Source organism: Rhizobacter sp. OV335 (assembly GCF_900142965.1).
Classification (GTDB): domain Bacteria; phylum Pseudomonadota; class Gammaproteobacteria; order Burkholderiales; family Burkholderiaceae_C; genus Rhizobacter.
This window is the reverse complement of sequence record NZ_FRCQ01000019.1, coordinates 91,633-117,062: the sequence shown is the minus strand read 5'-3', so window position 1 is coordinate 117,062 and position 25,430 is coordinate 91,633. Positions and strand designations below refer to the sequence as shown.

Sequence of the window (25,430 nt, the reverse complement as noted above, 5' to 3'; positions counted from 1 at the left end):
GCGGGACTTTCCAGCTGTCGTGTGAACGCCACTCTCCCGCCAGATGCATGGCTACCAGCGTACCGTCACGCGCAGGCCGCGGCCTTCAACGCCATCCGCCAGCTCGACCGTCGCGCCATGCCGGTCGGCCACCGACTTGACGATGGCCAGCCCCAGGCCACTGCCCGGCTGCGCCTGGTCGGGCACACGGAAGAAGCGGTCGAACACGCGCTCGCGCCAATCCGCCGCGATGCCCGGGCCGGCATCCTCGACCACCAGCGACGCATCGGCCCCCACCCGCACCGACACCGTCGACCCGGCCGGCGAGTACTTGATCGCGTTCTCGACCAGGTTGTCGACCAGCGACGTCAGCCCCTCGCGCTCGGCCTCGATCTCGCAGCGCTCGGCGGACACCAACTCCAGCTCGACGCCGCGCTGCGTCGCCAGCCCCGACAGCGCCGCCAGCCGGTCCTGCACCAGCTCGTCGAGCGACAGCCTCGCGGCCTGGGTGCGCCCGCTGTCGCTGCGCATCAGCCCCAGCAACTGCGCCACCAGCCGGCTCGCCCGCTCGCCGCTGCGCACCAGCCCGTCGAGCAACTCGGCATCGCGCGCATCGCCGCGGTGCGCCTGCAGCGCCTCGACGTTGATACGCATCGCGGCCAGCGGCGTGCGCAGCTCGTGCGCCGCGTCGGCGATGAAGCTGCGCTCGCGCGCCAGGCTCGCCGCCACGCGCGCGAGCAGCGTGTTCACCGCATCGGCCACCGGCCGCAGCTCGCGGTACGCGCTGCCGAAGCGCAGCGGCGCCAGGTCGCCGGGGCTGCGCGTTTCGATCTCCTGCGAGAAGCGGCGCCAGGGCCGCAACGCCAGCCGCACCGACCACCAGGCCGGCAGCACCAGGAAAGGCAGGCTGATCAGCAGCGGCAGGATCAGGATGCCGCGTTCGCCCAGCGCGAACAGGATCGACACCGCGTGGCCCGAACGGATCAGCGTGACGCGCGCCGCGGACCGTGCCGATTGCTGCGTGTAGGTGCGCCACGGCATGCCGTCGACGACCAGCTTCTCGAGCCGGCGCTGCTGCGTCGCCGGCACCACGCCGGGCGAGCCGGGCGAGGCATAGAGCAGCCGGTCGCCGAGCCAGACGTTCATCGACATGCGCAGCGCCAGGTCGTCCTCTTCATGGTTCTCGCGGCGCTGGAACACGTCGAGCTTGCGCAGCACCTCCTGCAGCTGCTCGGGCCGGTCGGCCAGGCTGTCGACCAGCGCGAGGATCATGTCGGCCCGCGGGCCCATGTGGCCGGGCTCGAAGATCTCGTCGTAGCGCGCGGTGTCCCAGACGAAGTAGGCCACCGCCGCCGACCACAGCAGCAGCACCGTCAGCATCTGGGCCAGCACCAGGCGGCTGACCAGCGAGCTGCGCAGCCGCCGCCACAACGCGGCGGGCGTCATGCGCCGCCCCTGGCCGGCGCGGTGCGGTCGATCACGTAGCCGACGCCCCGCACCGTGCGGATGTAGCCCGGCCCGATCTTGCGGCGCAGGTTGGACATGTGCACGTCGAGCACGTTGCTCTCGTTGTCGAGCCCGCCGGGCAGCACCTGCTCTTCGAGCACGCGGCGCGTCAGCACGCGGTCGGCGCGCTTCATCAGCAGGCACAGCAGCTCGAACTCGCTGCGCGACAGCTCGACCGCCCGCTCGTCGACCGTCACACGCATCGTCGCCTCGTGCAGCGCGAGCTGGCGGATCTCGATCGTGTCGTTGACCAGGCCGAAACTGCGCCGCGCCAGCGCCCGCACGCGCGACAGCAGCTCGGCCAGCGCGAACGGCTTCACCAGGTAGTCGTCGGCACCGCTGTCGAGGCCGGCCAGGCGGTCTTCGAGGGCATCGCGCGCCGTCAGGATCAGCACCGGCATCGGCAGGCGCTCGCGGCGCAGGCGCGCCAGCAGCGCCAGGCCGTCGCCGTCGGGCAGGCCCAGGTCGAGCAGCACGAGGTCGCAGGCCTGGGTGTCGATGGCGTGCAGCGCGTCGCCCAGCCGGCGCACCCAGGTGACCTGCAGGCCCTGGTCTTCGAGCGCGATGCGCACGCCGTTGCCCAGTTCGAGGTCGTCTTCGATCAGCAGGATCTTCATGGCATGGCTCATGGACACCGATTGGAGACGCCGAACCTGAAGGTTGGGTGAAGCCGCGCCGGGGTCGCGGCGGGCGCCTTCATCGAACCTTCATGAAGGGTTCAGGTTCGCTTCAGGTCGGATTCCGACACTGCCGTCCATCCCACGTTTTCAACCCCGACCCCCAGCAACCGAGCGAGACTCCCATGTTCACCGATTCCAACGCCTTCCGAAAGACCTGCATGACCCTGCGCCAACGCCTCTTCCATCCGATGATCCCGACCCTGCTGACCGGCGCGCTGGCGCTGCTGAGCGCCTCGCTCGCGCTGGCGGAAGAACCGGCCGCGCCGGCCGACGACAGCTGGCAGTTCACCGCCGGCCTCGGCGTCGGCAGCATCCCCAAGTACCCCGGCAGCGCCGAGCACAAGGTGCGCGCCTTCCCGGTGCTGGCCGCCAACCACGGCCGCTACTTCATCGGCGGCGTGCCCGGCGCCGGCGTGCCGGCCGGCATCGGCGCGTTCATCATCACCGACCCGCACTGGCGCGTCGGCCTGGGCATCGGCGGCGACCTCGAGAAGCCGCGCAAGGAATCCGATGCCGACCGCCTGCGCGGCCTGGGCGACATCGACGGCACCGTGCTCGGCGCGGTGTTCGCGAGCTACTCCGACGGCTGGTTCACCGCCCGTGGCAACGTGGTCGGCGACATCGGCGGCAAGCACCAGGGCGGGCGGCTGTCGTTCGACGTCGAGGGCAAGTACAGCCCGGCTCCGGGCCTGATGCTGTCGGCCGGCCCGGGGGTGACCTGGGCCAGCCGCAGCGCGATGCAGACCTACTTCGGCATCGACCAGCAGCAGGCGGCACGGTCGGGCCGTGCGGTGTACACGCCGCGCTCGGGCATCGAGTCGGTGGGCTTCACCGTCGGGGCCGACTACCAGATCGACAAGCAGTGGGGCATCGGCACCCGCGTGGCTACGCGCAGCCTGCAGCGCGACGCGGCCGACAGCCCGATCACCGAGAAGAAGGCGCAGAACAGCGTCGTGGTGTACACGGCCTACCGGTTCTGACCGCAGAACAGTTCGTAAAAAAGCCCGCACAAAGGCGGGCTTGGCAAGGTGATCAGCGCGGGCGCTACAGGCCGAACTTCTTCAGCACGATCGGCAGCACCTGAGACAGGATGAAGGTCGCGACAACCCAGACGACGATCTGGTACTTGGCGTCGGACACGTCGTCCTTCGTCGCGAAGGGTGGCCTTAGTTGATGGATGCTCATTTTTGAGCTCCGTCTTCGTCGATCATTTCCACGTACCGACATACAGGACACCGCCACAGGTGCACAGTGAATCCGTTGCCGTTGGCATCTGGCCACGTCCCGACCACCTCGTCGCCGCTCCGGATAGGCTTCCACTCAACCCCCTGAAAACTCCAGGTGCCCTCGATGGACTCGAGTTGTCCGTGGCCGTATCTGCATGTCCGCTCAGTTTTGGGTTGCGTGTTCACCATGTCAGTTCGCTCCTTTGGAGGCCTTGTCGACTGCGGCAAGAGGATTTCGCTCTGCAGCACATCGTCGCGGTATCTCCGATGGCGCAGTAGCAGTTGTAGGCGAGGCCGCTCATGAGCGGTGCGCTGCAGGTCGATGATGCCGCTGGGGCCACGTGCGGGTGCCATGCCCTTCAAGTCGCTGGTGAGCAACTCGTCTCTCGGCTCGACTGCGCCTTGCGCGCGGGGGGTGCCGCGACGCGTCGGTCGAGACTAGCACAAGGGACGATCTGCTCGATCGTCTCGCTCTGACTCGGGGTCGTGCGTGACGCAATCGCCGGCAACCCCTGCCGGCCCCATGCCGCAGCATTCAAGTAGCAGCCCCTTCGGCCGACAACCCGAACAGCCCCTCACCCTCGGCCCGACCCATGCGTTCACTGCGATTGACCCTGGTCCTCCTCATCGGCTCGGGCATTGCCGCGGCCAGCGTGCTGATGGCAGTGTCGCTGTGGGGCGCCGGCACGGCGGCCGATGCGGCACAGCGCACCTTCGTCGCGAAGGACGTCACCGCCGACATCCTGCCGCCGCCGATGTACCTGATCGAGCTGCGGCTGGTGCTCTCGCAGGCGGTCGAAGGCAGCATCGCGCCCGAGAAGGCGCAGGCCGAAGCGGCGCGCCTCGAAAAGGAATACCAGGAGCGCGTCACCTACTGGCGCGCCCATCCGCCCTATGGCCTGGAGGCGCAGCTGCTGGGCCCGCAGCACGAGGCCGCGGTGCGCTTCATCGAGGCCTCGCGCGCCGTGCTGAAGGCCACCGCCACCGGTGACGCCCCCGCTGCGCAGGCGGCCCTGAAGTCGGCCGACGCGCTGTACCTGCAACACCGTGCCGGTGTCGACGCGACGGTCAAGGCCTCGACCAGCTTTGCCGACGCGGCCTCGGCCACCTTCGACGCGACGCTCACGCGCGTGGCCTGGTCGCAATGGAGCGTCTTCCTGGCAGCCACCGTGCTGCTGCTCGGCTTCGGCCGCTTCGCGTGGAAGTCGGTCTGGGGCCAGGTCGGCGGCGAACCGGCCGACGTGGCGGCGGTGGCCAATGCCGTCGCCGCCGGCGACCTGCGCCAGCGCGTGCCGTTGGTGCCCGGCGACGACACCAGCATCATGGCCGCGATGGCGGCGATGTGCGAACGGCTGACGCAGGTGGTGGCCACCGTGCGGGCCAGCAGCGATTCGATCGCGACCGGCTCGCAGCAGATCGCGCGCGGCAACGCCGACCTGAGCCAGCGCACCGAGCTGCAGGCCGGCAACCTGCAGCAGACCGCGGCGTCGATGGAACAGCTGACCGGTGCGCTGAAAGCCAGCGCCGATGCGGCCCGCAACGCGGCCCAACTCGCCGCTGAGGCGGGCGCGGCCGCGAGCCAGGGCGGTGCGGCCGTGCAGCAGGTGGTGCACACGATGGACAGCATCGCCGAAGGCTCGCAGAAGATCGGGCAGATCGTCTCGGTGATCGATGGCATCGCCTTCCAGACCAACATCCTGGCGCTGAACGCGGCGGTGGAAGCGGCGCGTGCCGGCGAGCAGGGCCGCGGCTTCGCGGTGGTGGCCAGCGAGGTGCGTGCGCTGGCGCAGCGCAGTGCCGCGGCCGCCAAGGAGATCAAGGCGCTGATCGGCTCGAGCGTCGAGCGCGTGCAAGCCGGCGCCGAGCTGGTGAACAGCGCCGGCCGCCACATGGGCGGCATGGTCGAACAGGTGCAGCGCGTGGCCGGGCTGATCGCCGAGATGGGCCAGGCCAGCCAGCAGCAGACGGCGGGCGTCGACCAGCTGAACGCGACGGTGGCCGGGCTGGACGAAGCCACCCAGCGCAACGCCGCGCTGGTCGAGCAATCGGCCGCCGCCGCCGACAGCCTGCATGTGCAGGCGCATCAACTGGTGGCAGCGGTCGGCATCTTCCGCCTGGCCTAGGAGATTGCCCCCCCTCAGTTCAGCATCCGGCTGATTGCGTCGGGCGTCCGATGGTTGCTAGCGTGCGGGCTGCCCATCAGCTCTCACCAGGGACGCGCCATGAAACGCCACGATGTCCTCGCCGACCCGGTTCAGCATCAGCCTGCCGCGGCCAGGACGCACCAGACCGACGTGACGCCGATCAGCACCCCGCTCGACGCGAGTCCTCGCAACGCAGCTCGTCAACGCGTCGCACTGCAGGCGCACATCAACCAGTCGCCGCGCATCCTCGCGCAGCGCCGCGCCATGCAGGCGTCGTTTGGTCCGCTCCTGCCGGGCGGAACGGTCCAGCGCGTCGAGCGAGTGACCGTTGGAGTTGACGGCCCCTGCACTCCCCGGCAGGCGGCGAGAAAGCTCATCGAGGCCAATGAACATGGAAGCCTGGGCGAGGAGGACATCGTTGACGTCTTGAGCAGGCTCACGGAATCCGAACTGACATTCCGCTCGTTCTTTGCCCTGGGCTGGTTCGTGGAGAGACAACAGCGGCGGGCCAGGCTCGATGGCTTGCCGCCGTGGGAGGGAGGAGACCTGTACGACCTCGAGCAGGCCTTGGACACCCTTTGCGGCACCCGCTGGTGGTACGTCGGTGGCTACGCCGCGCTGATGTGGATGCGTGACCAAGGACTCGAAGAGGTGCCCACCGACGACCTGGACATCGTCATCGGCGGGATGGACCTGGACGAGAAGGTCAGGGAACACTTCCCGAAAGCCCTGTGGCTCGACCACACCATGCGCGTCAATGGCTATTCCGTGCAGTTCATCGGACGATCCGACGGGGAGCCTGCCAACGTCCAACGCTTTGGATCAAGCAATGTGCTGGTGCCGGAAGCCATCATCAGGAACTACTCGCCGTCCGACGCGCCTTCGACGACATCCGCCAGGCCCGGCGTCAGGTTCGGCGGGGGCATGGCCATGGGGATCGGGTCCCTCGGGGCCATGGTGATGGCAAGGGCAGGCAAGAAGCCCTCGGACACCGATGAAAAGAAGAAGGGCGACGAGGTCGACACCGAGGACCTGGAAAAAAACAAGAAGAAGGCGAAGCGAAGCAAGCGTGTCGAGATATTGAAGGGCGTCGACTTCTCCAAGGGCTTGTTCACCTCGAAATGAGCCTCTCACGGCCGGTTCACGTGGCCGCCGCTCTCGCCAAGGTAAGCTCCCCCTCCCCGCTCACCCGGGCGGACAGGGAGCTTCGATGGAACCAACTGCACGCAGCGGCGACGACCGCGCGGCCGGGGTCGACAACGCCGCGAGCAACACCGCGTGCGACCCCGCGCCCGACACCCCCATGACACTCGACCGCGAGCGCTGGCAGCGCCTGAAGGAGCTGCTGGCCGACACGCTCGAGCGCCCACCGCGCGACCGCAAGCACTACATCGCCGACGCCTGCGCCGACGATCCCGCGCTGCGCGCCGAGCTCGGGTCGCTGGTCGCGGCCGCCGAAGGCACCGGCCCGCTCGACCAGTCGCCCGCGGCCGGCCTGCTCGAGGCGCTGTCGACTGAGGCCGCCGCGGCGCCGCAGGATGCCAGCGGCCAGCGGCTGGGCGACTACCGGCTGCTGTCGCTGATCGCCCGCGGCGGCATGGGCGAGGTCTACCGCGCCGAGCGCGCCGACGGCCACTACGAGCAGCAGGTCGCGGTCAAGATCGTGCGCGAAGGCGCCGACCCGCGCTTCCTGCTCGACCGCTTCCATGCCGAGCGGCGCATCCTCGCCACGCTCGACCATCCGAACCTCGCCAAGCTGCTCGACGCCGGCGTGTCGCCCGAAGGCGCGCACTACGTCGTGATGGACCTGGTCGACGGCGGCCTGCCGATCGACGCGTACTGCGCCGAGCACGCGCTGCCGCTGGCCGAGCGGCTGCGCCTGTTCCGCAGCCTGTGCCAGGTGGTCGACTACGCGCACCGCAAGGGCGTGGTGCACCGCGACCTGAAGCCCGGCAACATCCTGGTCGGGCGCGACGGCGTCGTGAAGCTGGTCGATTTCGGCATCGCGAAGCGCCTCGACGCACCCGCCGTCGACCGCACCGCCACCGCGATGCGCGCGCTGACGCCGGAGTACGCCAGCCCCGAGCAGGTGCGCGGCGAGCCGGTCACCGCGGCCAGCGACATCTATTCGCTCGGCGTGGTGCTGTACCGCCTGCTGACGCAGGCCAGCCCCTACGGCCGGGCGACCGACGACCCCTATGCGCTGACGCGTGCCATCTGCGACACCGAACCGGTGCGCCCGAGCCGTGCGCCGGGCGATGCACCGCGCGCCCGGCGGCGCGAGCTCGAAGGCGACCTCGATGCGGTGGTGCTGATGGCGCTGCGCAAGGACCCGCTGCACCGCTACGCGTCGGCCGAAGCCTTGGCCGACGATCTGTTCCGCCACCTCGAAGGCCTGCCGGTGCAGGCGCGCCGCGGCGCGTGGAGCTACCGCGCCGGCCGCTTCGTGCTGCGCCATCGCGCCGCGGTGGGCGCGGTGGCGCTGGCCAACCTGGCGCTGGTCGCCGGCATCGCGTTCGCCGGCTACCAGGCCTACGAAGCGCACCGCCAGCGCGAGCGCGCGGAGCGGCATTTCGCGAGCGTGCGCAAGCTGGCCAGCACGATGATGATCCCGATGCACGACGCGATCCGCGTGCTGCCGGGCTCCACGCCGGCGCGCAAGCTGCTGGTCGAGAACGGGCTGGCCTACCTCGAGGGCATCGCGCCCGAGGCGCAGCACGAACCGGCGCTGCAGGTCGAGCTGGCGAACGGCTACCGCAACATCGGCGACATCCAGGGCCGGCCGGGGCTCGCGAGCCTCGGCGATCCGCAAGGCGCGCTCCAGAGCTACAGCCGCGCCCTCGCGTTGCTGGCGCCGGTGCTGGCCCGGCCTTCACCGCACGACGCGGTGTACCGCGACGCGCAGCAGGAAGCGGCGGTGCTGCACCAGCGCGAAGGCGCGGTGCTCGGCTTCACCAGCAAGTTCCCCGAGGCCGAACGCACGCTGCGCGCCGGCATCGCGGTGGCCGACGACCTGGCGGCCGCCGACCCGTCGAACCGCACGCGGCGGCTGCTGCGCGCCACGCTGTACGGGCAGCTGAGCCAGGTGCAGATGTTCTCGGGCGACATCGACGCCTACCTGAAAACCGCGGACGACGCCGCCGCGCAGCTGACGGCCCTGGTCGCGCAGGACCCGGACGACCTCGATGCCGGCTTCAACCTGGCATCGAACTACTCGACGCGCGGCGAACAGCTGATCCAGCGCGACGCCACCGCCGCCAGCGCGCAGCTCGCGCTCGACGCCTTCCGCAAGAGCCAGGCCGTGCTGGAGCGGCTGGCGGCGACGAGCCCGCAGAACACCTCGATCACCCGGCACATCGCGACCAACCTGGAGAACATCGCCTGGTGCCTGCGCCGCATCGGCCAGCCGCGCGAGGCGGTGGCGCAAGCACGGCGCGCGCTCGACATCATGCGGGGGCTCAGCAGCGGGGACCCGGGCAGCATGCAGTTCCAGTCCGATCTCGCGAGCATGCAGACCTCGCTCGGCGAAGCGCTGCTGGCCAACGGCGATGCGCGTGCCGGCGTCGACCTGCTGAGCGCCGCGGTGGCCTCGTACGCCGCGTTGCCGGCCGGCATGCGCGAGGACAACTACGTGCACCACCACGAGGGCCTCGCGCACCACCTGCTGGGCCTCGCGCTGCAGGCCCGGCAGCAGGCCGGCGATGCGGCCGCGGCCTGCAGCCAGCAGCGGCTCGCGCTGCCGATCCTCGAAGAGATGGACAAGCAGGGCACGCCGCCCGGCGTCACCGGCCCGGGGCCTGTGCGCGAGGCCCTGAAGGGATGCGGATGACAGGCGCGGCCGTCAATCCACCCGCGTGAACTGCCCGCGCACCAGCTGACGGTCCAGCATCTCGAAGTGCCACCACTCGTTGTCGATGCCGCGGAACCCCACCGCGCCCAGCACGTCGCGCAGCAGCCGGCGGTTCGCGTGCTGGGCCGGCGTCAGCGCGCCGCTCGCGAGGTGCTGTGCTTCCAGCACCGGATGCGACAGCGCCGTCATCTCGTCGAAGCCGCTGCCCATGTCGAGTTCGTGGCCGGCTTCGTCGACCAGCGTGGCGTCCAGCGCCATGCCGAACGAGTGGATCGAGCCGCGCGCCGGGTCGGCCACGTACTGCCGCAGGTCGGTGCCGTCCAGGTGATCCCACAGCTGGATCTGCACCCGGTGCGGGCGCAGCGCATCGAGCACCAGCAACCGATGCCCCGGTGCCGCTTCAGCCAGGCCGGCGACGGCCTGCGCCAACCCGTCGGCGGCCAGGCGATGCAGCCAGGCGCAGTCGAGCGCACCGTACAGGTCCCGCCCGACGAAGTTGCGCACGCTCGCGTAGCGCAGGTCCACCGCCACGCCGTCGATCGCCGACAGCCGGCGGAAATCGGGATGGGTGTCGATGGCTTCGCAACGCATGACGGCTACTTCGATCCACGGGCCACGAGCTTCGGCACCAGCGCCAGCACCACCAGCGCGAGCAAGGTGCTCAGCAAGGCCGTCGACTCGCGGCCCAGACCGCAGGCCACGCCGATCGCCGCCGTCATGAACACGCCTGCGGCCGTTGTCAGGCCCAGCACCTGTTCTTCGTCGCGCAGCTTCAGGATCGCGCCCGCCCCGAGGAAGCCGACGCCGGCCACCACGCCCTGGATCACGCGGCTGAGATCGGCCACCTGCATGCCACCCTGCTGCGGCACCAGCACGAACAGTGCCGCCCCCATCGCCACCAGCATGTGCGTGCGGATGCCGGCGGCCTTGCCCTGGCTCTGCCGCTCGTAGCCGAGCACGCCACCCAGCAAGGCCGCCAGCGTCAGGCGCAACAACACGCGCGTGATCTGCTCAACGTCGGCGAGGTCGGAGAACTCTTCCAGCAGGGTCTGCACGACTCGGTTCATCGCGGCGGCGTCCATCAACGGTGACGCCGGATGCTATCGCGCCAGCCTCGGCGCGCATGCACGTAACGAACCGCAATCGGCGTAGGAGCAAACCTACGCCGGCTCGCGACATTGCGCCTTGCGCCGCCCTCGCCCGCCCTCCTAAATTTCGATTCACGTGCGCATCCGCCCGGGTGCCCGCCGCCGAGGGAGATCTCCATGACGAAGACGCCGCGCCTTCTGGCTGCGATCGCGGTGCTGGCTGCGCTGGTCGCGCCCCCGCTCGCGCAGGCCACCGAGTACTCGCTGTTCGACCTCGGCTCGCTCACGCCCGGCCAGCAGATGTGGGCCACCGGCATCAACGACCTCGGCCAGGTCGTCGGTTATTCGTATGGCGATGGCCGCAGCGGCGACTCGGCTTCGGATCTCTACAACGCCTTCGTGACCGGCCCGAACGGCGCCGGCCTCACCGGCCTCGGCACGCTCGGCGGCAGCTGGAGCCGTGCCTTCGCGATCAACAACGCTGGCCAGGTGGTCGGCGATTCGCAGACGGTGTCGGGCGGCTTCCGCGCCTTCATCGGCAGCGCCGGCGGTCCGCTCACCGACATCGGCACGCTCGCCGGCAGCACCAACAGCACCGCGACCGGCATCAACGCCAGCGGCCAGGTGGTCGGTGTCGCGAGCGGCTCCAACCCGAACGGCAGCGACCCGCGCGGCTTCGTGTCCGGCTCGAACGGCAGCAACCTGCAAGCCCTCGGCAGCCTGGACGGCCAACCGCTGTTCGGCCACGCCATCAACGACCGCGGACAGGTGGCCGGTGGAATGAGCCCTGCCAATTACGGCAGCAGCTTCGTGACCGGACCGAATGCCACCTCGCCCCGCGCCGTTTTCGACGACACCATCGGCGTCAACGCGATCAACAACCACGGCCAGGTGGCCGGCCTGTATGGGGTTGCGTACCTGTACGCCGACGCCTTCATCGGCACGCCCGGCGGCGTGGAGACCCACATCGATTTCGGCAACGTGCAAGGCTATGAGTACGGCAACCTCGGCGGCTTCGGCCAGTACGGCCCGATCTCCGGCAGCAAGGCGATGGCACTGAACGACAGCGGCCAGGTGGCCGGCATGTTCAGCAACGGCCACGCCGCGGATTACTTCGCCTTCATCACCGGTGCCAACGGCGAGGGCGCCGTCTCCCTCGACAGCCTGTTCACGCTCGGCGACGGCGACCACTTCGTCTACGCGACCGGCGTCAACAACCTCGGCCAGTTCATCGCGAACACCGCGAGGGGCCATGCCTATCTCATCTCGCCCATCCCCGAACCGGTCACGCTCGCGCTGTGGACCGGCGGGCTGCTGCTCATCGGCTGGCGTGGCCGAAACACCTCGAACCTCAGGGAGACCTCATGAAGACATCCACACTCGTCGCTTCGCTGGCACTGGCCGCCGGCCTCGCCTGCACCGCACCGGCCCAGGCGCAGACCACGCAGTACCAGCTGTTCGACCTCGGCCAGCTGGGCACCGGCGACCTGATGTATGCGACCGGCCTCAACAACAGCGGCCAGGTCAGTGGCTATGCGTACACGAACGGCTTCAACGGCTGGTCGTCGGTCGGCGACTACCGCGGCTTCGTCAGCGGCGCCAACGGCACCGGCCTGACGGGCGTCGGCAGCTTCGGCGGCAGCTGGAGCAAGGCGTATGGCATCAACGATGCCGGCCAGGTGGTCGGCGCGGCACAAACGGCCACCGGCAGCTTCCACGCATTTCTGCGCGGCAGCAACAGCACGACGCTGCAGGACCTGGGCACCCTCGGCGCCGTCAACAGCATGGCCACCGCGATCAATGCCAGCGGCCAGGTGATCGGCATGACGGGTGGCGCGAGGAACGACCTGCCGACCTACCCGGACGTGCTGGATCCCCAGCAAGGCTTCATCACCGATGCCAATGGCCAGTCGATGCGCGCGCTCGGCAGCCTGAACGGGCAACCGCTGTTCGGCAACGGCCTCAACGACGCCGGCCGCGTGGTCGGCCACATCGGCTACAGCGAGTTGAACCAGGCCGGCACCTTCGTGACCGGCGCGAATGGCGGCAACCCCGTCGCGCTGCCCGCGGCGGTGCACTACCAGGAGAGCTCGATCAACAACAACGGCCAGATCGCCGGCACCTACATCGGGCCGCAGGAGTACGTCGGCCGCAACGCCTACATCGGCAACGATTCCGGCACCGTGAAGCCGCTCGATTTCTCGGGCATCGACAACTACACGCCGGGCAACCTGGGTGGGTCGGGCCAGTACGGGCCGGCCTCGTTCAGCGACACCTCCGCCATCAACGAGTTCGGGCAGATCGCGGGCACGATCCACAACAACCGCTTCGGGCGCGACTTCGCGTTCATCACCGGCGCCAACGGCCAAGGCGTCATCGACGTCAACAGCCTGTTCACGCTGGCCGACGGCGACTGGTTCCGCAACGTCACCGGCATCAACGACCAGGGCCAGTTCGTCGTCAACAGCGGCTACGGGCACGCCTACCTGATCTCGCCGATCCCCGAGCCGGCCACGCTCGCGCTGTGGGGCGTGGGCCTGCTGTTGATCGGCGGCGCGGCGCGTCGGCGGCTCAATGGAGCATCGGGGTCAGCAGGCCGCCCCACTGCCACAGCGCGAAACCTGCGAGCAGCAATGCCGATGCCCTGTTGATCGCGCGCCGCCACGCGGGCCGGAAGCTGTGACGCAGCCGGCCCACGCCGACCGACAGCACCAACCACCACAGCGCCGAGCCCACCAGCACGCCGGCCACCATCACCCAGGGCGAGCCGCCGGCCACCTGCGCGCTCATCGCACCGAAGATCGCGATGAAGGACACGATGGTCATCGGGTTCGACAGCGTCAGCGCGAAGGTGGTCGCGAAGCAGGTCCACAGCGAAGGCACCGGTGCCTTCGCGGCGCTCGCTTCGCCACCGGCCGATTGGTGCCAGCCCGACCACGCGAGCCGCAGCAGCACCAGCCCGCCGAACACCGCGAGCCAGAGCTTCGCGCCGACCAGCCACGCGATCAGCGCGGTGGCGCCGAACGCCCCGACGGCGCCGTAGACGGTGTCGGCGGCCGCCGCGCCCAGGCCGGTCGCCAGGCCCGCGCGCCAGCCGGCGTCGAGCGTGCGCTGGATCGTCAGCAGGCCAATCGGGCCGACGGGTGCGGCGATCGACAAGCCGATCAGCAGCGACTGGAAGAACAGGGCGGAATTCATGGCGGGCATTGTCACGCCCTGGACCTCAGCGGTCTTTTCAGATCACCGGATCGAGCGTGCTCGACCGCGGCTCCCTGCGCGTCGAACGCCACGCCAGCGGATCGTCGTGCCGCAGCTGGTGCGCCGGCACCGGCCGGCCCAGCAGGAAACCCTGGATCTCGTCGCAGCCGTGCGCCCGCAGCCGCGCCAGCTGCGACGCCGTCTCGGCGCCCTCGGCGTTGACCTTCATGCCGAGCGCATGCGAGAGCGAGACGATCGAGCCGACAATCAGGTCGACCTTCGGGTCGCGCTCCATGTTCTGCGTGAACGCCCGGTCGATCTTGACCTTGTTGAACGGGAAGCGCCACAGGTAGGCCAGGCTCGAGTACCCGGTCCCGAAATCGTCCATCACGATGCGTGCGCCCAGCGCCTGCAGCGTCTGCAAGGTCTGCAGCACCTGCTCGGTGTTGCGCATCAGCAGCGATTCGGTGATCTCCAGCTGCAGCCGCTGCGGCGCCAGCCCCGAGCGCGTCAGGCACTCCGACACCACGCCGATCAGGTCGCCCTGGAACTGCGCGGCCGACAGGTTCACCGACACCTCGAGTTGCGACGGCCAGCGGGCCGCCTCCTCGCAGGCCCGCAGCAGCACCCAGCGGCCCAACGGCTCGATCAGCCCGGCCTGCTCGGCCAGCGGAATGAACTCGGCCGGCGAGATCGCGCCGCGCTCGGGGTGCGACCAGCGCGCGAGCGCCTCGTAGCCGCTCAGCCGCAGCGCCTCGGCCTCGAACAGCGGCTGGAAGTGCAGCGTCAGCTGCTCGTCCGCGATCGCGTGGCGCAGGTCGTGCACCAGCGCGCGGCGCAGCTGCAGGTCGGCATCCATCGCGGCGTCGTAGAAGCTGAACTGCCCGCGGCCGTCGGCCTTCGCGCGGTACAGCGCCAGGTCGGCCTTGTGCAGCAGCTCGTCGCGCGTGAGCCCGTCGGTGCCGTAGATCGCCGCGCCGACGCTCGCACCGCCCTCGATGCGCCGGTCCCCCAGCTCGTGCGGCGCGGCCAGCACGTCGACCACGCGCTGCGCGAACGACGACACGTCGTCCGAGCCGCGCACGCCGCTCTGCAGGATCGCGAACTCGTCGCCGCCCAGCCGCGCGACCAGGTCGAACTGCCGCACCACGTCGCGCAGCCGCGCCGCGACCGCGCACAGCGTGGCGTCGCCGGCCGCCTGGCCGTGCGTGTCGTTGATCAGCTTGAAGTGATCGAGGTCGAGGCACAGCACCGCGAACTTCGGGCCGCCGGCGCGCGAGCGCGCCTCGGCCTCGCTGAGCGCGGCATTGAAGCTCGCGCGGTTCATCAACCCGGTCAGCGGGTCGTGTTCGGCCAGAAAGCGCACCTTGTCTTCGACCTGGCGCTCGCGGCGCGTGCGCACCATCCACTGCCACAGGCTCAGCCCGAGCAACAGACCCAGCGCCGCCACCACCGCGATCGCCACCCGCAAGAAGGCCGACGCGATGCGCGCCGCGCGATCGGCCTGGTCGACATACACCTCGACCACGCCGCCGACGTTGCCGTTGGCGCCCTGCACCGGGATGTAGGCCTCGCTGTACACGCTCGGCCGGTCGACGCGCTGCGAATGCCGCAGGTAGACGATGCTGCGCCCGCCGAGCACCAGGTCGCGCACCTCGGGGCTGCGGGCCAGTGTGTCCAGCGGTGCGACGGCGCGGGCGCGCGCCAGCTCGTCGGCACCGAGCCCGAGCTGCTCGGACACCAGCAGCTCGCGCCCGTGCGGGTCGTAGAGCTTGAAGCGAAACACCTCGCCCAGGTGGCGCAGGCGGCTGAGCTGCTCGATGGCGGCCGGCGTCAATGGCTCGCCGGCAAAGATGGTGTCGAGTTCGGGCACCGTGTCGCGCACGTAGTTCGCCCACTGCAGCGCGCTGTGCTCGGCATCGGCACGCAGTTGCGCGCGCGACGCCGTCTTCATCGCCCAGGCCACCATGGCGCACGCGAGCGCGCCGGCCAGCAGCCAGCCGAGCAGCGCGCGCCACGTGGGATTGAGCGAGGTCATTCGAATTCGGAACTCCGGCAGCCGTTCGAGCCTGGTCCAACTGCCAGGCGACGGCTTTCCATCGCGGGATATCGGCAGCGCCGGAGCCGACCTGAGGCGCCGCAGGTCAACGCCTTCCCCCTGTTGCGTGAGGTATGCACGCCCGGAGGCACTCCGGCGGTGCGGGCGTGGACGATGGCACGGCCGGTGTGCTCAAGAAGCAACGGCGCGGGCCGAGATTGAGGGCGTGCCCACCCTGCCCTCCAGCCTGCCACCCGTTCCGTTTCCCGCCGCCGGCAGCCACCTGCCGCCGGCCATGCCGGAAGACCTCCCCGCCCGCGCGCTGCGGCGCCGGGGCGAGCGCATGCGCATGCTGCGCATGGTGGTCGCAAGCTACGCGATCGATGCGGTGTTGCTGTTCCTGCTGCATGTCGCCGGCGCGGTCGGGTTGCTGGCCCCGTTCGTCTACCTGGTCGGCGGCGCGTTCGCCGGCGGGGCCTTCTTCCTGATGCTGCACCGCGGCTGGAGCGAGCGCTTCGCCGACCCGTACCTGACCGGCCCGCAGATGCTGGCGGCCTCGGGGCTGCAGCTGGTGATGGTGGTGCTGGCGCCCGAGGTCGGCGTGCTGTCGATCACCATCGTCTTCATCGTGTTCGCGTTCAGCGCGCTGCGGCTCACGCCGCGCCAGCTGCTGCCCTTGTGGGTGACGATCTCGCTCGGGCTGGCAGCGGCCATCGGGCTGGCGGGCCGCGCGCCGGCACTGCCGTGCGCCACGCCGTGGCAGGCGGCGCTGTCGGCGATGTGGCTGTCGCTGGCGATCGGGCGCTGCGCGGTGGTGGGCTTGTATGGCGCCTCGGTGCGGCAACTGCTGGGCACGCGCAACCGCGAGCTCGCGCAGGCGCAGAACCAGCTGCATGCGCTGGCCACGCGCGACGAGCTGACCGGCGCGCTGAACCGCCGCGCGATCCTCGGCGCGCTGGACGACGCGCTGCAGGCCGGCGCGCGGCCGTCGGTCGCGCTGATGGACCTCGACCACTTCAAGCTGGTCAACGACGGCCACGGGCACCTGGTCGGCGACACCGCGCTGCGGCGTTTCGTGCTGGGCGCGGTGCGCTCGCTGCGGGCAGACGACCGCATCGGCCGCTACGGCGGCGAGGAGTTCCTGCTGCTGCTCGCGACCAGCGAGCCGCCGACGGCGCTGGCGATCGCCGAACGGGTCAGGCGCGCGGTGGCCGGCGAGGCCTGGGGCGATGTGTCCGCGGGGCTGAGCATCACGGTCAGCATCGGGCTGGCGACCACCCGCGAGGGAGAGAACGCCGAACAGGTGCTGCAACGCGCGGACGACGCGCTCTACCGCGCGAAGGCTGAAGGCCGCGATCGCGTGGTGGCGGGCTAGCGCACCCGTTCGCCCTGAGCCTGTCGAAGGGCCGGTGGCCAGCGAGACAGGGCTTCGACAAGCTCAGCCCGAACGGGTATGGGCTCAGGGCGAACGGGGTACTTGAAAGCGCGCCGACCCGCTCCCAGATGGGCTGTCTGGAGGATCTCCCCGTGGGTGCGAACGACGCCTTTCTGCTCGATGCCTATTCACAGACCGTGTCCGACGTGGTCGAGCGCGCCGGGCCGAGCGTCGCGTCGGTCAAGCTCGTGGGCAGCAGCAGCGACCGCGATGCCACGCTCGGCGGCGGCTCCGGTTTCCTGTTCACGCCCGACGGCTACCTGCTGACCAACTCGCACGTGACGCGCGCCGGCGCGGCCACGCTGCCGTCGCCGCAGGTCACGCGCCAGCGCGTGTCGCTGAGCGACGGCCGCGAGTTCGATGCGCGCTGGGTCGGCGACGACCCCGACACCGACCTCGCACTGCTGCACATCGACGGCATGTCGCGCGGCGGCCTCACGCCCTTGCCGATCGGCCGCTCGGCGCTGCTGCGGCGCGGCGAGATCGCGATCGCGATCGGCAACCCGCTCGGCTTCGAGCACACCGTGACGGCCGGCATCGTCAGCGCGCTCGGCCGCAGCATGCGGGCCGGCACCGGGCGCCTGATCCCGGACGTGATCCAGACCGATGCGGCGCTGAACCCCGGCAACTCCGGCGGCCCGCTGCTGAACTCGCGCGGCGAGGTGATCGGCGTCAACACCGCGATCATCCGCGGCGCGCAGTCGATCAGCTTCGCGGTGGCGATCGACATCGCCGAATGGGTGATTCCGCAGTTGCTGCAGCACGGCCGCGTGCAGCGCGGCTACCTCGGCGTGGGCGGCAGCACGACGGCGCTCGACCGGCGCATCGTGGTCGGCCTCGGGCTCGCGCAGTCGCACGGCGTGCGCGTCTCGGCGGTCGAGCCGGGCAGCCCGGGCGCGCGCGCCGGGCTGCGCGAGGGTGACCTGCTGATCGGCATCGACGGGCTGGCGATCGAGTCGGTCGACCGGCTGCACCAGGCGCTCGACGCGAGCCGCGTCAACCGCGACTGCGTGCTGAAGCTGCTGCGCGGCAACGCGACCGGCCAGCCGATGTACCTGACGGTGCGGCCGACGGTCGCGCATCCCCAACCCTGACGAGGACCGCGCCGGCCGGGGCGCCTATGCTCGACGGACGCGATCGAACGCGTCTGGAGAACCCCCATGGCCACACGAGAGATCCTGATCGACGGCGTGCTGCTCAGCGTCGAGGTCGATGCCGCCGATGCCCTCCTGGTGCCGGCCTCCGCCGGACTGGTCGAGCGCGGCGGCCTGGCCGAACGCGGTGCGGTGGCCGACAAGGTGCGCGACGTCGGCCAGGAGATGCGCAGCCTGCTGTCCGCCGTGACGCGGCCGGTGCGCGAGGCGCTGGAGGCCACGCAGCCCGACAGCTGGAGCGTCGAGCTGAACCTCGGCTTCAAGGGCGAGGCCGGCATCCCCTGCATCACGAAGGGCGAGGCCAACGGCTCGATCAAGGTCAGCGCGAGCTGGAAGAAGGCCGCTGCGGGCTGAGCTTCCGGCTCAGGCAGCCCGGCGGGGCACCGAGCAGCTGGCAGCGCTCGCCGGGGTCGAGGTCGCGGCTCGCCTGGGCCTGCGCCTCGTCCATCACGCGCCGGCCGTCGGTTGGAACGAGGCGGCCGTTGCGGTCGATCATGTAGCCGCCCTGCGGGGTCAAGCGGGTCGCGGTGAAGAGCGGCAGGTCGGTCTCCAGGATCGGTTCGGTCGACGGCAGGCGGTAGACCCGCAGGCGCTGCTGGTCCGTCAGCCCCACCGCCATCACGCCGCCCGCACGGCTGAAGGCGACCTCCGCCGGCCAGCCCTTCAGCACGATCGGCGGCGCCGCCGGGTCGTCGAGCAGCCGCAGCTCGAGGCCGTCGCCGCTTTCGCTCTTGCCGTACGCGTGGCGCCCGCTCGGGTCGATCTCCATCTCGGGGCGCAGCACCACCGCATTGTTCTGCCGATCGCGCACCGCGTGCCCGCTCGGGTCGAGCAGTTCCCATCCGGACGGCGTGCGCCGTGCCACCAGCCCGGTCGCCTCGTTGACGACCAGGCCGCCGCCCCACGGCGGCCCCAGCACCAGCGCCGGGGTCGATGCGTCGGTGCGCAGGTCCCACAACTCGGTGTGCTCCGCATCCCACAGCTGCAGCATCCGCCCTGCCCCGAGGAACGCCATGTTCATGCCTTTCGGCGCATCCCGTTCGATGCGGCGCACGACGCGGGCCACGCCCCGCTCGATCGCCTGCACCTCGATGCGCACCCGGCCCGGCAGCACGGTCTTCGTCGCGAACAGCCGGGCATGGCCGAGCACCAGCGGCTCTGCGCCGGGGGGGAACCTCGCCCTGGCGCCGGCGGGCAGATCCAGCTGGAACACCGGCTGCTCGGCCGCGGTGTAGAGGATCCACGCCCGGTCGTCCTGCACCAGGTGCAGGTCGTCGATGCGCGAGACGACCCGGTCGTAGCGGTGCTGCGAAAGCTGCCGCCCGCTCGCGAGGTCGAAGCCGGTCAGGCATGGCGGGCCGGACGTGGCGCACTTGCTCGAGAGCACCAGCTGCGACTCGTCCGGCGACACACCGACCCGGGCCGCCGGATCATGCGGACCGGGCGTGTCCAGGCGCTGCAACAGCTGGCCGTCGCGCAGCCGGCGCAGTTCGAGCCCGTCGCCCGCGGAGCCGCCGGTCGCGGTCAGCATCCGGGTTTCGTCGCGACTCACCCACCGGGGCTCCACGCGGTCGCCGAGCGGCCGCAGCCGCGGGCGCAGGTCGTACACGCGCACCCCGCCGTCGGCCGCCTTGACGGCCAGCCGGTTGCCCTGCTCGCTCAGGCTCACCAGCGATTCGTAGGATTGGAGCCGGGGCATGTCGAACGCGCCTTGCAGCCGCCACAGGCCGCCGGACACGAGGTCCGACACCTGTACCTCGCCCGCGCCGCGCAGCAGCTTGACGACGCGCCGGCCGTCGCGGTTGATGATGATGTCGTCGATGCCGCCCGATTCACCGCGGTCGACGCGCTGGAACGGCAACCGGTCCTGGCCCTCCAGCTGCGGCAGGCCGAGCAGGCACAGTTGCGGGAACACCGAGACGCCCAGGGTGCCACCGCCCTGCGCGAAGGCGAAGCCGAGGTCCTTGCACGGCTGCACGTCGGCGCTGGCGGTCTGCGTGCCCTTGTCATCGAAGGTGAACAGCCGCACGCCGAGGCCCGACGCGCCCGGGCGCTGTGCCGCGACGAGTTCGCCGCTGCCGGTGAGGAACACCGTGCCCATCAGGCCGCCGACCTGGTTGGTATCGGCATTGCGCGGACGCCGGCTGAACAGCAGCTTGCCGTCGTCGACCGACCACACCCGCAGCTCGTTCGCGTCGGTCGTGATGCCGGCCAGCCGCCGGCCATCGGGACTGAAGCCGAGGTGGTCGACATCGCTGCTGCCTTCCAGCACGCGGGGCGGCACCGGGGTCTGCGTCGTCGGCGACGCGGGCCACAGCACCACGCCCGCGTCGGTGGCCGCCACCACCTGCCGGCCGTCGGCGCCGTAGGCCACGCTGTGCACCGTGCCCGGCGGGATCGGCCAGGCCAGGCGGCGCTGCGGGCTGAAGGCCGGCATGCCGAGTTCCCATTCGGAGATGCCCTCGGCACCGGCCACCAGCATGTGCTGCCCGTCGGGGGCCAGCATCAGCGCATCCACCGGCCCCAGCAGGTCCTTGGTCAGCCGTTGCGACGCCCAGCGGTACTGGGTCGCCTCGATGACGGCCGGCACCACCGCGTTCAGCCGCTGCGGGTCGCGCTCGACGACGTCATTGGCCAGCGCCAGGCTCTGCTCGGCATTGACCGCGGCGACGCTGCCGGCGCGCGAGGCCAGCATCGACAGCCAGGTTCCGTCGCGCTGCCGCTCCGCCGTCGCGAGCGCCGTGCGCGCCTCGCCCGCCTGTCGCTTGGCCGTCGCGGCTTCGGCCTGCGCCGCGACGCGCGTCCGATCGGCCACTTGCCGCACCTCGTCGGCCTCGCGCATCGCGTCCTCGACGAAGCGCTGCGCGGCCTGCGCCTTCGCGCTCGCTTGCTGCGACCGCACGCTCGCGTCGCGCCCGATCCGCATCGCGTCGTCCTCCGCCCGGGCCACGCGGTCCGCCGCGCGCTGCTCGGCCTCCGCGACCCTGGCCGAACTCGTCGATTGCGCATAGATCCAGCCGCCGATCGCCAGCCCGAACAAGCCGAGTGCCGCGATGCCGAACCCCTTGGCCCAGCGCAACCGCCTGGCAATGCGCCGATTGGCGTACTGCTGATCGTCTGCGGCCTTTCTTGCGATGAGCACGCGTGTTTCTGCCAGGTCGGCGCGTTCACGCTCGACCGCGATGCGCCGCGCCTCCTCGTCTTCACGGGCATACCGCAGCGCCAGCTCCGCCGCATCGCTCGCACCGAGGAACTCGCGCTCGAGCGGCGTGATCGCGGCGCGGTCGAACTCCGCATTGGCCTGCTCGAGCGCCAGCCCGCTGAGCAGGAAGGCCTTGTCGAACTCGCCCTCGCGCCATTTCTCGGCCTGCTTGCGCAGGAAGGCGCGGCGCTCGCGCTCGACGCGCTGCTCGGCGAACAGGTGGTCGAGCAGGTCCCAGTTGCGCAGCAGCGATTCGTGCGCGACCTCGGCCACGTCGTCCATCGGGTCGCCCGACGGCGCCGGCGTGAGCCGCACCAGCCGCGCCCGCACGAACTTGTCGAGCACCGCCTCGACGTTGGGCGGGTGGGCCACGCCGCGCAGCACGCGCCGCGTCGCGCGGCTGCGGAACACGCTGGCCGCCTCGCCGGGGCGCGACAGCGCGAGGAACACCTTCTGCGCCGCCAGCTGCTGCTCGCGCGGCAGCGCCTCGTACACCCGCTTGGCGGCTTCGGCCATCGCCTGGCGCGGGCTGCCGACCTCGCGATACGCGTCGCGCGTGATCAGGTTGCCCTTGCGCCGCGCCCACAGCGAGGTCAGGCTGAACTGCAGCAGCGGCAGGCTGGCGTCCTCGCCGACCACGCTCTTGATCAGCTCGTCGACCAGCCCGTCCTGGAACTTCAGCCCGACCTGCTGGGCCGGTCGCTCGATCGCCTCGCGCAGCCGCGTCGCCTCCATCGAGTACACCGAGAACTCGGCCTCGCCGTAGCGGCGGTTCAGGTCGGGGTACTCGCGGGCCAGCTGCGGCTCGACATCCTTGCGCATCGTCGCGACGACACGGTGCGCCGGGCCGGGCGCATCGACCACCGCGCACAGCGCCGCGACGAACGCGAGGTGCGCCGCCGAGGTCTGCTCGGTGCGCAGCGTCAGCGCCTCCTCGAACTGGTCGACGACCAGCAGCACCGGCTGCTCCACCGGCGACAGCATCGCGACGGCATGGTTCGGGTCGCGCAGCAACTGCGCCGCGTGGTCGGCGATCGTGGCATCGTCGGGCTCGGGCTCGCCACCGGCGGCCGCGAGCGCCAGCGCGTGGGCCAGCTGGCGCAGCGGCGTCACGCCCGGCGTGAGCGGCGGCGGGTAGACCCAGGCGGCGCTGCCCTCCACCTCGCCGCCCACCACGCCGCGGCGCAGCGCCGGCACCAGCCCGGCCAGCACCAGCGACGACTTGCCGCTGCCCGACGCGCCGGTGACGATCAACAGCCGCTGCCGCCGCAGCCGCTCCACCAGCGCCGCGATCTGGTCGTCGCGGCCGAAGAAGTGCTTCGCATCGGATTCGCCGAACGCCGCCAGCCCGAGGTACGGGCAGGCCTCGTCCGACAGTTGCGGCAGCAGCGCCGGATCGTGCGGCACCAGCAGCGGGCGCGTGACGTCCAGGCCGTGGCTGTAGCAGCGGCCGGCCCAGTAGTCGAGCATCGCCTGGCAGGCCCGGCGCTCCTTCGTCTCGTCGAGGTAGGCGCCACCGGCCGAGCCGCGCTGCAGGAAGGCGGCGACGTCGGGGAACATGCCGAGCAGGTGCTGCCGCTCGTGCTCGGCACTGTGGTCGTCAGGGCCGTCGGGGGCGTCGCCCGCAGCCATGCTGCCCGCCTCGGCCGTCGCTTCGGCTTGCACCTGCAGCTCCACCTGGTCGAGCCGCAGCATCAAGGCCTCGTGCACCTCCTGGAAGTCGGCGATCGTCTGGAACGGCAGTCGGTCCGGCAGGTTCATCGCGATTCCTCGGCGGCTCAGGCGCGGCGCCCGCCGGACACCTTGTCCTTCATGTCACCGCACAGCTGCTTCAGGTCGGAATCGATGGTGTAGAAGCCATAGTCGAAGTCGTCGCAGAATTCGCCGAACGCGGTGCAGGTCGACAGCGCATCGTTGGCCGCGACGCCGCTGCCCAGCAGCTCGGCATGGCGGCCCAGGTCGGCGCAGCCGGCCGAGGTCCAGTCGGGCAGCATGCGCGCGATCGAATCCGACAGCACCCGCCACTGCCGGCGGATCTCGTGGAAGCGCTGCGCCTCGGCGGCCTTGCGGATCACCGCGAGCCGGTTGTCGAGGCCCTGGCACAGCGTGTGCACCGTCGCGCCCTTGCGCAGCCGCAGCCCGAGCGCGCGGATCTCCTCGATCGCGCCGGCGTCGAAATCGGCGCCCACGCCGCCCAGGAAGGCCAGCAGCAGCTCCAGGTCGAGGTGCTTCGCCAGCGAGGCCATCGTCGTGTCGATCAGCGCCGGTTGCACGGTCAGCAGCGTGTCGAACGCGGCGAGTGCATCGTCCAGCCGGTCGACCGAGCGCTGGGCCAGCGCCTCCTCCAGCGTGCCCACCGCGGCCGCGAACTCCTCGATCAGCGGCAGCATCAGCTGCGCATCGCAGCGCTCCTGCTGCGCGACGCGTCGCACGTCGAGCAGGCGCTTCTTCATGTCGCGGCAGTGCGCCGAGAACTGCGCGAGCGAGCTGCCGGCCGGGAATTCGTCGCGCCGCAGCTGGATCATCGTGAGGTCGCCGCGCGTGGAATGCAGCGCGTCGTGCACCACCTTGTGGTCATGCAGCTCGGCGATCTCCGACAGCACGATCGCCACCTCGCTGCTGGAGCCGGCGCGCACGGCGGCCGGCGCGGCGGCAGGCCCCGCGAGCGCAGCGCGCAGCCCCAGCTCATGCCCTTCGGCGATGCGCATGTAGAGCACCGGCGTCGCGAAATCGCGGCCGGTCTGCAGGTCCAGGTTCATGATCGCGCCGCGCGCCTCGGCCATCGCCTCGTCGATCGTGTCGACGCGCGACAGCGCCAGGTACAGCATCTTCGAGAACGCGACCGCGCTCGCGTCGTACACCGAGTACTGCATGCCGATCACCACCGGGATGCCGGCCCGCACCAGCGACGGCGCGACGCCGGCCCACTTGTTGCGGCCGTCGGTGCGCGCCGACTGGCAGGCCGCGAGCACCGCGAGCCGGATGCCCTTCGAGGCCAGCGAACGCGCCAGCGCATCGACCTCCCACGGATCGCTCGCGCCGTCGTCGCGCTGCAGGATCAGGTGGGCCGACGGCGCGCCGCCGTGCGCAGGCGTCATGACCTCGCCATGGCCGCTGAAATGGAAGATCTCGGTGCCGTCGAGCAGCACGCGCTGCAGCGCCTCGCGCGTGGCCGGCTGGCACACCAGCATCTCCAGCCCGCCGACGCCGGCGATGGCCGCGCGCAGGTTCTTCAGCTCCTGGTCGACCTGCAGCGGCTGGCCCGGCATGCGGCGGTCTTCGGGCTCGCACGGCACGGCCAGCAGCCGCCAGCCGGCGCGGCGGCCCTGCACCGGCGCCGCGAGCTGCGAGCAGACCTCGTAGCGCACCACCGAGACGCGGCTGTCGCCCACCAGGAAGCCGCGCAGGCCGAGCGCTTCGCCGCCGCCATCGAGGTCGCGCTCGACGTAGGCGAACTCCCAGGGCACCACGTCGAGCGCGATCGCGCTGCACTTGATGCGCAGGCGCAGGCCCTCGTTCGGCGCCAGCTTCGCCAGCGAGCTGGTGAAGAAGCTGCGCGCCACCGGCGGCAGCAGCAAGGCCCCGATGCGCTGGCCGAGCGCGATCAGCTCGCTGCGCTGGCCGCCCAGCCGGCGCGCGTCGAGCGCCGCGAGCTGCTGCGCCAAGTCCTCGGGGACGCACACCTCTTCCGGAACGCCCTGCCCGCCTGCCAGCGACGACTCCACCTGCACGCAGAAGCGCTCCCCGTCCGCGGCGCGGACATGGTTGAACAGTCGGATGTCGAGATTCCGGTAGGCGTCGATCATCGGTGGCCTCGGGAGAAACAGGTCGAGTGGACGCCGCTGGCCGGCTCGGCGCATCCCCATTCGGACGGACGCCGCGCCCATTCCCCCGCACTCCGGGGGGCCGGCGCCCACCCCCCTAGTTCGC

18 protein-coding genes are annotated in these 25,430 nt (G+C 71.1%); 9 read left to right on the top strand and 9 right to left on the bottom strand.

Translation table 11 applies throughout. The features are described 5' to 3' along the window. Positions 1-51: 51 nt before the first annotated feature. Both BUE42_RS19620 and BUE42_RS19615 read right to left on the bottom strand, forming a co-directional pair. Positions 52-1,425 carry an ATP-binding protein gene (locus BUE42_RS19620; RefSeq protein WP_073466983.1) on the bottom strand — a complete coding sequence of 458 codons (1,374 nt, stop codon included), beginning with the start codon at positions 1,423-1,425 and terminating at the stop codon, positions 52-54. Then, positions 1,422-2,102, bottom strand: a complete 681-nt coding sequence (locus BUE42_RS19615) for a response regulator (RefSeq protein ID WP_073467003.1) — start codon at positions 2,100-2,102, stop codon at positions 1,422-1,424. The genes BUE42_RS19620 and BUE42_RS19615 overlap by 4 nt, the downstream gene beginning before the upstream one ends. Before the next feature lie 185 nt (positions 2,103-2,287). Here BUE42_RS19615 and BUE42_RS19610 point away from each other — a divergent pair, with 185 nt between their 5' ends. Then, positions 2,288-3,145, top strand: coding sequence for a MipA/OmpV family protein (locus BUE42_RS19610; protein WP_073466982.1), 858 nt, complete (start codon positions 2,288-2,290; stop codon positions 3,143-3,145). A 64-nt stretch (positions 3,146-3,209) separates the two neighbouring features. Here the strand turns inward: BUE42_RS19610 and BUE42_RS33090 are convergent, their stop codons facing one another. Further along, positions 3,210-3,350 carry a hypothetical protein gene (locus BUE42_RS33090; RefSeq protein WP_159445460.1) on the bottom strand — a complete coding sequence of 47 codons (141 nt, stop codon included), beginning with the start codon at positions 3,348-3,350 and terminating at the stop codon, positions 3,210-3,212. 634 nt (positions 3,351-3,984) lie between these two features. Between BUE42_RS33090 and BUE42_RS19605 the strand changes: the two genes are divergently transcribed. From BUE42_RS19605 to BUE42_RS19595, 3 genes are all read left to right on the top strand, one after another. Beyond that, positions 3,985-5,514: a methyl-accepting chemotaxis protein gene (locus BUE42_RS19605; RefSeq protein ID WP_073466981.1), complete on the top strand. Its 1,530-nt coding sequence runs from the start codon at positions 3,985-3,987 to the stop codon at positions 5,512-5,514. A 99-nt stretch (positions 5,515-5,613) separates the two neighbouring features. Continuing rightward, a complete protein-coding gene (locus tag BUE42_RS19600; RefSeq protein WP_073466980.1) occupies positions 5,614-6,660 on the top strand; it encodes a hypothetical protein in 1,047 nt (348 codons plus the stop codon). Between the two features lie 85 nt (positions 6,661-6,745). Then, complete coding sequence (locus BUE42_RS19595; RefSeq protein ID WP_073466979.1) at positions 6,746-9,364, top strand: serine/threonine-protein kinase; 2,619 nt, start codon at positions 6,746-6,748, stop codon at positions 9,362-9,364. A 12-nt stretch (positions 9,365-9,376) separates the two neighbouring features. On the opposite strand, the gene BUE42_RS19590 is transcribed toward BUE42_RS19595, so the two are convergent. Then, a complete protein-coding gene (locus BUE42_RS19590) occupies positions 9,377-9,976 on the bottom strand; it encodes a M15 family metallopeptidase (RefSeq protein WP_073466978.1) in 600 nt (199 codons plus the stop codon). A 5-nt stretch (positions 9,977-9,981) separates the two neighbouring features. Next, on the bottom strand, positions 9,982-10,452 hold the full coding sequence (locus BUE42_RS19585; RefSeq protein WP_073467002.1) for an MgtC/SapB family protein: 471 nt from the start codon (positions 10,450-10,452) through the stop codon (positions 9,982-9,984). A gap of 198 nt (positions 10,453-10,650) precedes the next feature. On the opposite strand from BUE42_RS19585, the gene BUE42_RS19580 reads away from it, so the two are divergent. After that, positions 10,651-11,841: a hypothetical protein gene (locus BUE42_RS19580; protein ID WP_073466977.1), complete on the top strand. Its 1,191-nt coding sequence runs from the start codon at positions 10,651-10,653 to the stop codon at positions 11,839-11,841. Then, positions 11,838-13,124 carry an HAF repeat-containing protein gene (locus tag BUE42_RS19575; protein WP_073466976.1) on the top strand — a complete coding sequence of 429 codons (1,287 nt, stop codon included), beginning with the start codon at positions 11,838-11,840 and terminating at the stop codon, positions 13,122-13,124. Before BUE42_RS19580 ends, BUE42_RS19575 begins: the two co-directional genes overlap by 4 nt. On the opposite strand, the gene BUE42_RS19570 is transcribed toward BUE42_RS19575, so the two are convergent. Together BUE42_RS19570 and BUE42_RS19565 are read right to left on the bottom strand one after the other, a co-directional pair. Further along, entirely contained in the window at positions 13,045-13,671 is a 627-nt protein-coding gene (locus tag BUE42_RS19570; protein ID WP_073466975.1) for a LysE/ArgO family amino acid transporter, read from the bottom strand. The two genes, BUE42_RS19575 and BUE42_RS19570, sit on opposite strands and share 80 nt — an antisense overlap. Before the next feature lie 37 nt (positions 13,672-13,708). After that, a complete protein-coding gene (locus BUE42_RS19565) occupies positions 13,709-15,709 on the bottom strand; it encodes a putative bifunctional diguanylate cyclase/phosphodiesterase (protein WP_073466974.1) in 2,001 nt (666 codons plus the stop codon). A 226-nt stretch (positions 15,710-15,935) separates the two neighbouring features. Between BUE42_RS19565 and BUE42_RS19560 the strand changes: the two genes are divergently transcribed. From BUE42_RS19560 to BUE42_RS19550, 3 genes are all read left to right on the top strand, one after another. Then, positions 15,936-17,084, top strand: a complete 1,149-nt coding sequence (locus tag BUE42_RS19560; RefSeq protein ID WP_143171615.1) for a GGDEF domain-containing protein — start codon at positions 15,936-15,938, stop codon at positions 17,082-17,084. 152 nt (positions 17,085-17,236) lie between these two features. Further along, the gene (locus BUE42_RS19555; protein ID WP_235002465.1) at positions 17,237-18,238 is read left to right on the top strand and encodes a S1C family serine protease; all 1,002 of its coding nucleotides are present in this window, start codon (positions 17,237-17,239) and stop codon (positions 18,236-18,238) included. 66 nt (positions 18,239-18,304) lie between these two features. Beyond that, positions 18,305-18,652, top strand: a complete 348-nt coding sequence (locus BUE42_RS19550) for a CU044_2847 family protein (protein ID WP_073466971.1) — start codon at positions 18,305-18,307, stop codon at positions 18,650-18,652. On the opposite strand, the gene BUE42_RS19545 is transcribed toward BUE42_RS19550, so the two are convergent. Together BUE42_RS19545 and BUE42_RS19540 are read right to left on the bottom strand one after the other, a co-directional pair. Beyond that, positions 18,618-23,261 (bottom strand): NACHT and WD repeat domain-containing protein, encoded by a 4,644-nt coding sequence (locus tag BUE42_RS19545; RefSeq protein WP_073466970.1) that lies wholly within the window; start codon positions 23,259-23,261, stop codon positions 18,618-18,620. The two genes, BUE42_RS19550 and BUE42_RS19545, sit on opposite strands and share 35 nt — an antisense overlap. 17 nt (positions 23,262-23,278) lie before the next feature. Continuing rightward, positions 23,279-25,306 (bottom strand): CHAT domain-containing protein, encoded by a 2,028-nt coding sequence (locus BUE42_RS19540; protein ID WP_073466969.1) that lies wholly within the window; start codon positions 25,304-25,306, stop codon positions 23,279-23,281. Positions 25,307-25,430: the final 124 nt, after the last annotated feature.

Bases quoted from the DNA above. Each gene is read 5' to 3' on its own strand.
- BUE42_RS19595 (WP_073466979.1), top strand. From the start codon at position 6,746: ATGGAACCAACTGCACGCAGCGGCGACGACCGCGCGGCCGGGGTCGAC.
- BUE42_RS19540 (WP_073466969.1), bottom strand. From the start codon at position 25,306: ATGATCGACGCCTACCGGAATCTCGACATCCGACTGTTCAACCATGTC.
- BUE42_RS19575 (WP_073466976.1), top strand. From the start codon at position 11,838: ATGAAGACATCCACACTCGTCGCTTCGCTGGCACTGGCCGCCGGCCTC.
- BUE42_RS33090 (WP_159445460.1), bottom strand. From the start codon at position 3,350: ATGAGCATCCATCAACTAAGGCCACCCTTCGCGACGAAGGACGACGTG.
- BUE42_RS19565 (WP_073466974.1), bottom strand. From the start codon at position 15,709: ATGACCTCGCTCAATCCCACGTGGCGCGCGCTGCTCGGCTGGCTGCTG.
- BUE42_RS19620 (WP_073466983.1), bottom strand. From the start codon at position 1,425: ATGACGCCCGCCGCGTTGTGGCGGCGGCTGCGCAGCTCGCTGGTCAGC.
- BUE42_RS19580 (WP_073466977.1), top strand. From the start codon at position 10,651: ATGACGAAGACGCCGCGCCTTCTGGCTGCGATCGCGGTGCTGGCTGCG.
- BUE42_RS19545 (WP_073466970.1), bottom strand. From the start codon at position 23,261: ATGAACCTGCCGGACCGACTGCCGTTCCAGACGATCGCCGACTTCCAG.
- BUE42_RS19615 (WP_073467003.1), bottom strand. From the start codon at position 2,102: ATGAAGATCCTGCTGATCGAAGACGACCTCGAACTGGGCAACGGCGTG.
- BUE42_RS19585 (WP_073467002.1), bottom strand. From the start codon at position 10,452: ATGAACCGAGTCGTGCAGACCCTGCTGGAAGAGTTCTCCGACCTCGCC.
- BUE42_RS19600 (WP_073466980.1), top strand. From the start codon at position 5,614: ATGAAACGCCACGATGTCCTCGCCGACCCGGTTCAGCATCAGCCTGCC.
- BUE42_RS19570 (WP_073466975.1), bottom strand. From the start codon at position 13,671: ATGAATTCCGCCCTGTTCTTCCAGTCGCTGCTGATCGGCTTGTCGATC.
- BUE42_RS19605 (WP_073466981.1), top strand. From the start codon at position 3,985: ATGCGTTCACTGCGATTGACCCTGGTCCTCCTCATCGGCTCGGGCATT.
- BUE42_RS19550 (WP_073466971.1), top strand. From the start codon at position 18,305: ATGGCCACACGAGAGATCCTGATCGACGGCGTGCTGCTCAGCGTCGAG.
- BUE42_RS19610 (WP_073466982.1), top strand. From the start codon at position 2,288: ATGTTCACCGATTCCAACGCCTTCCGAAAGACCTGCATGACCCTGCGC.
- BUE42_RS19590 (WP_073466978.1), bottom strand. From the start codon at position 9,976: ATGCGTTGCGAAGCCATCGACACCCATCCCGATTTCCGCCGGCTGTCG.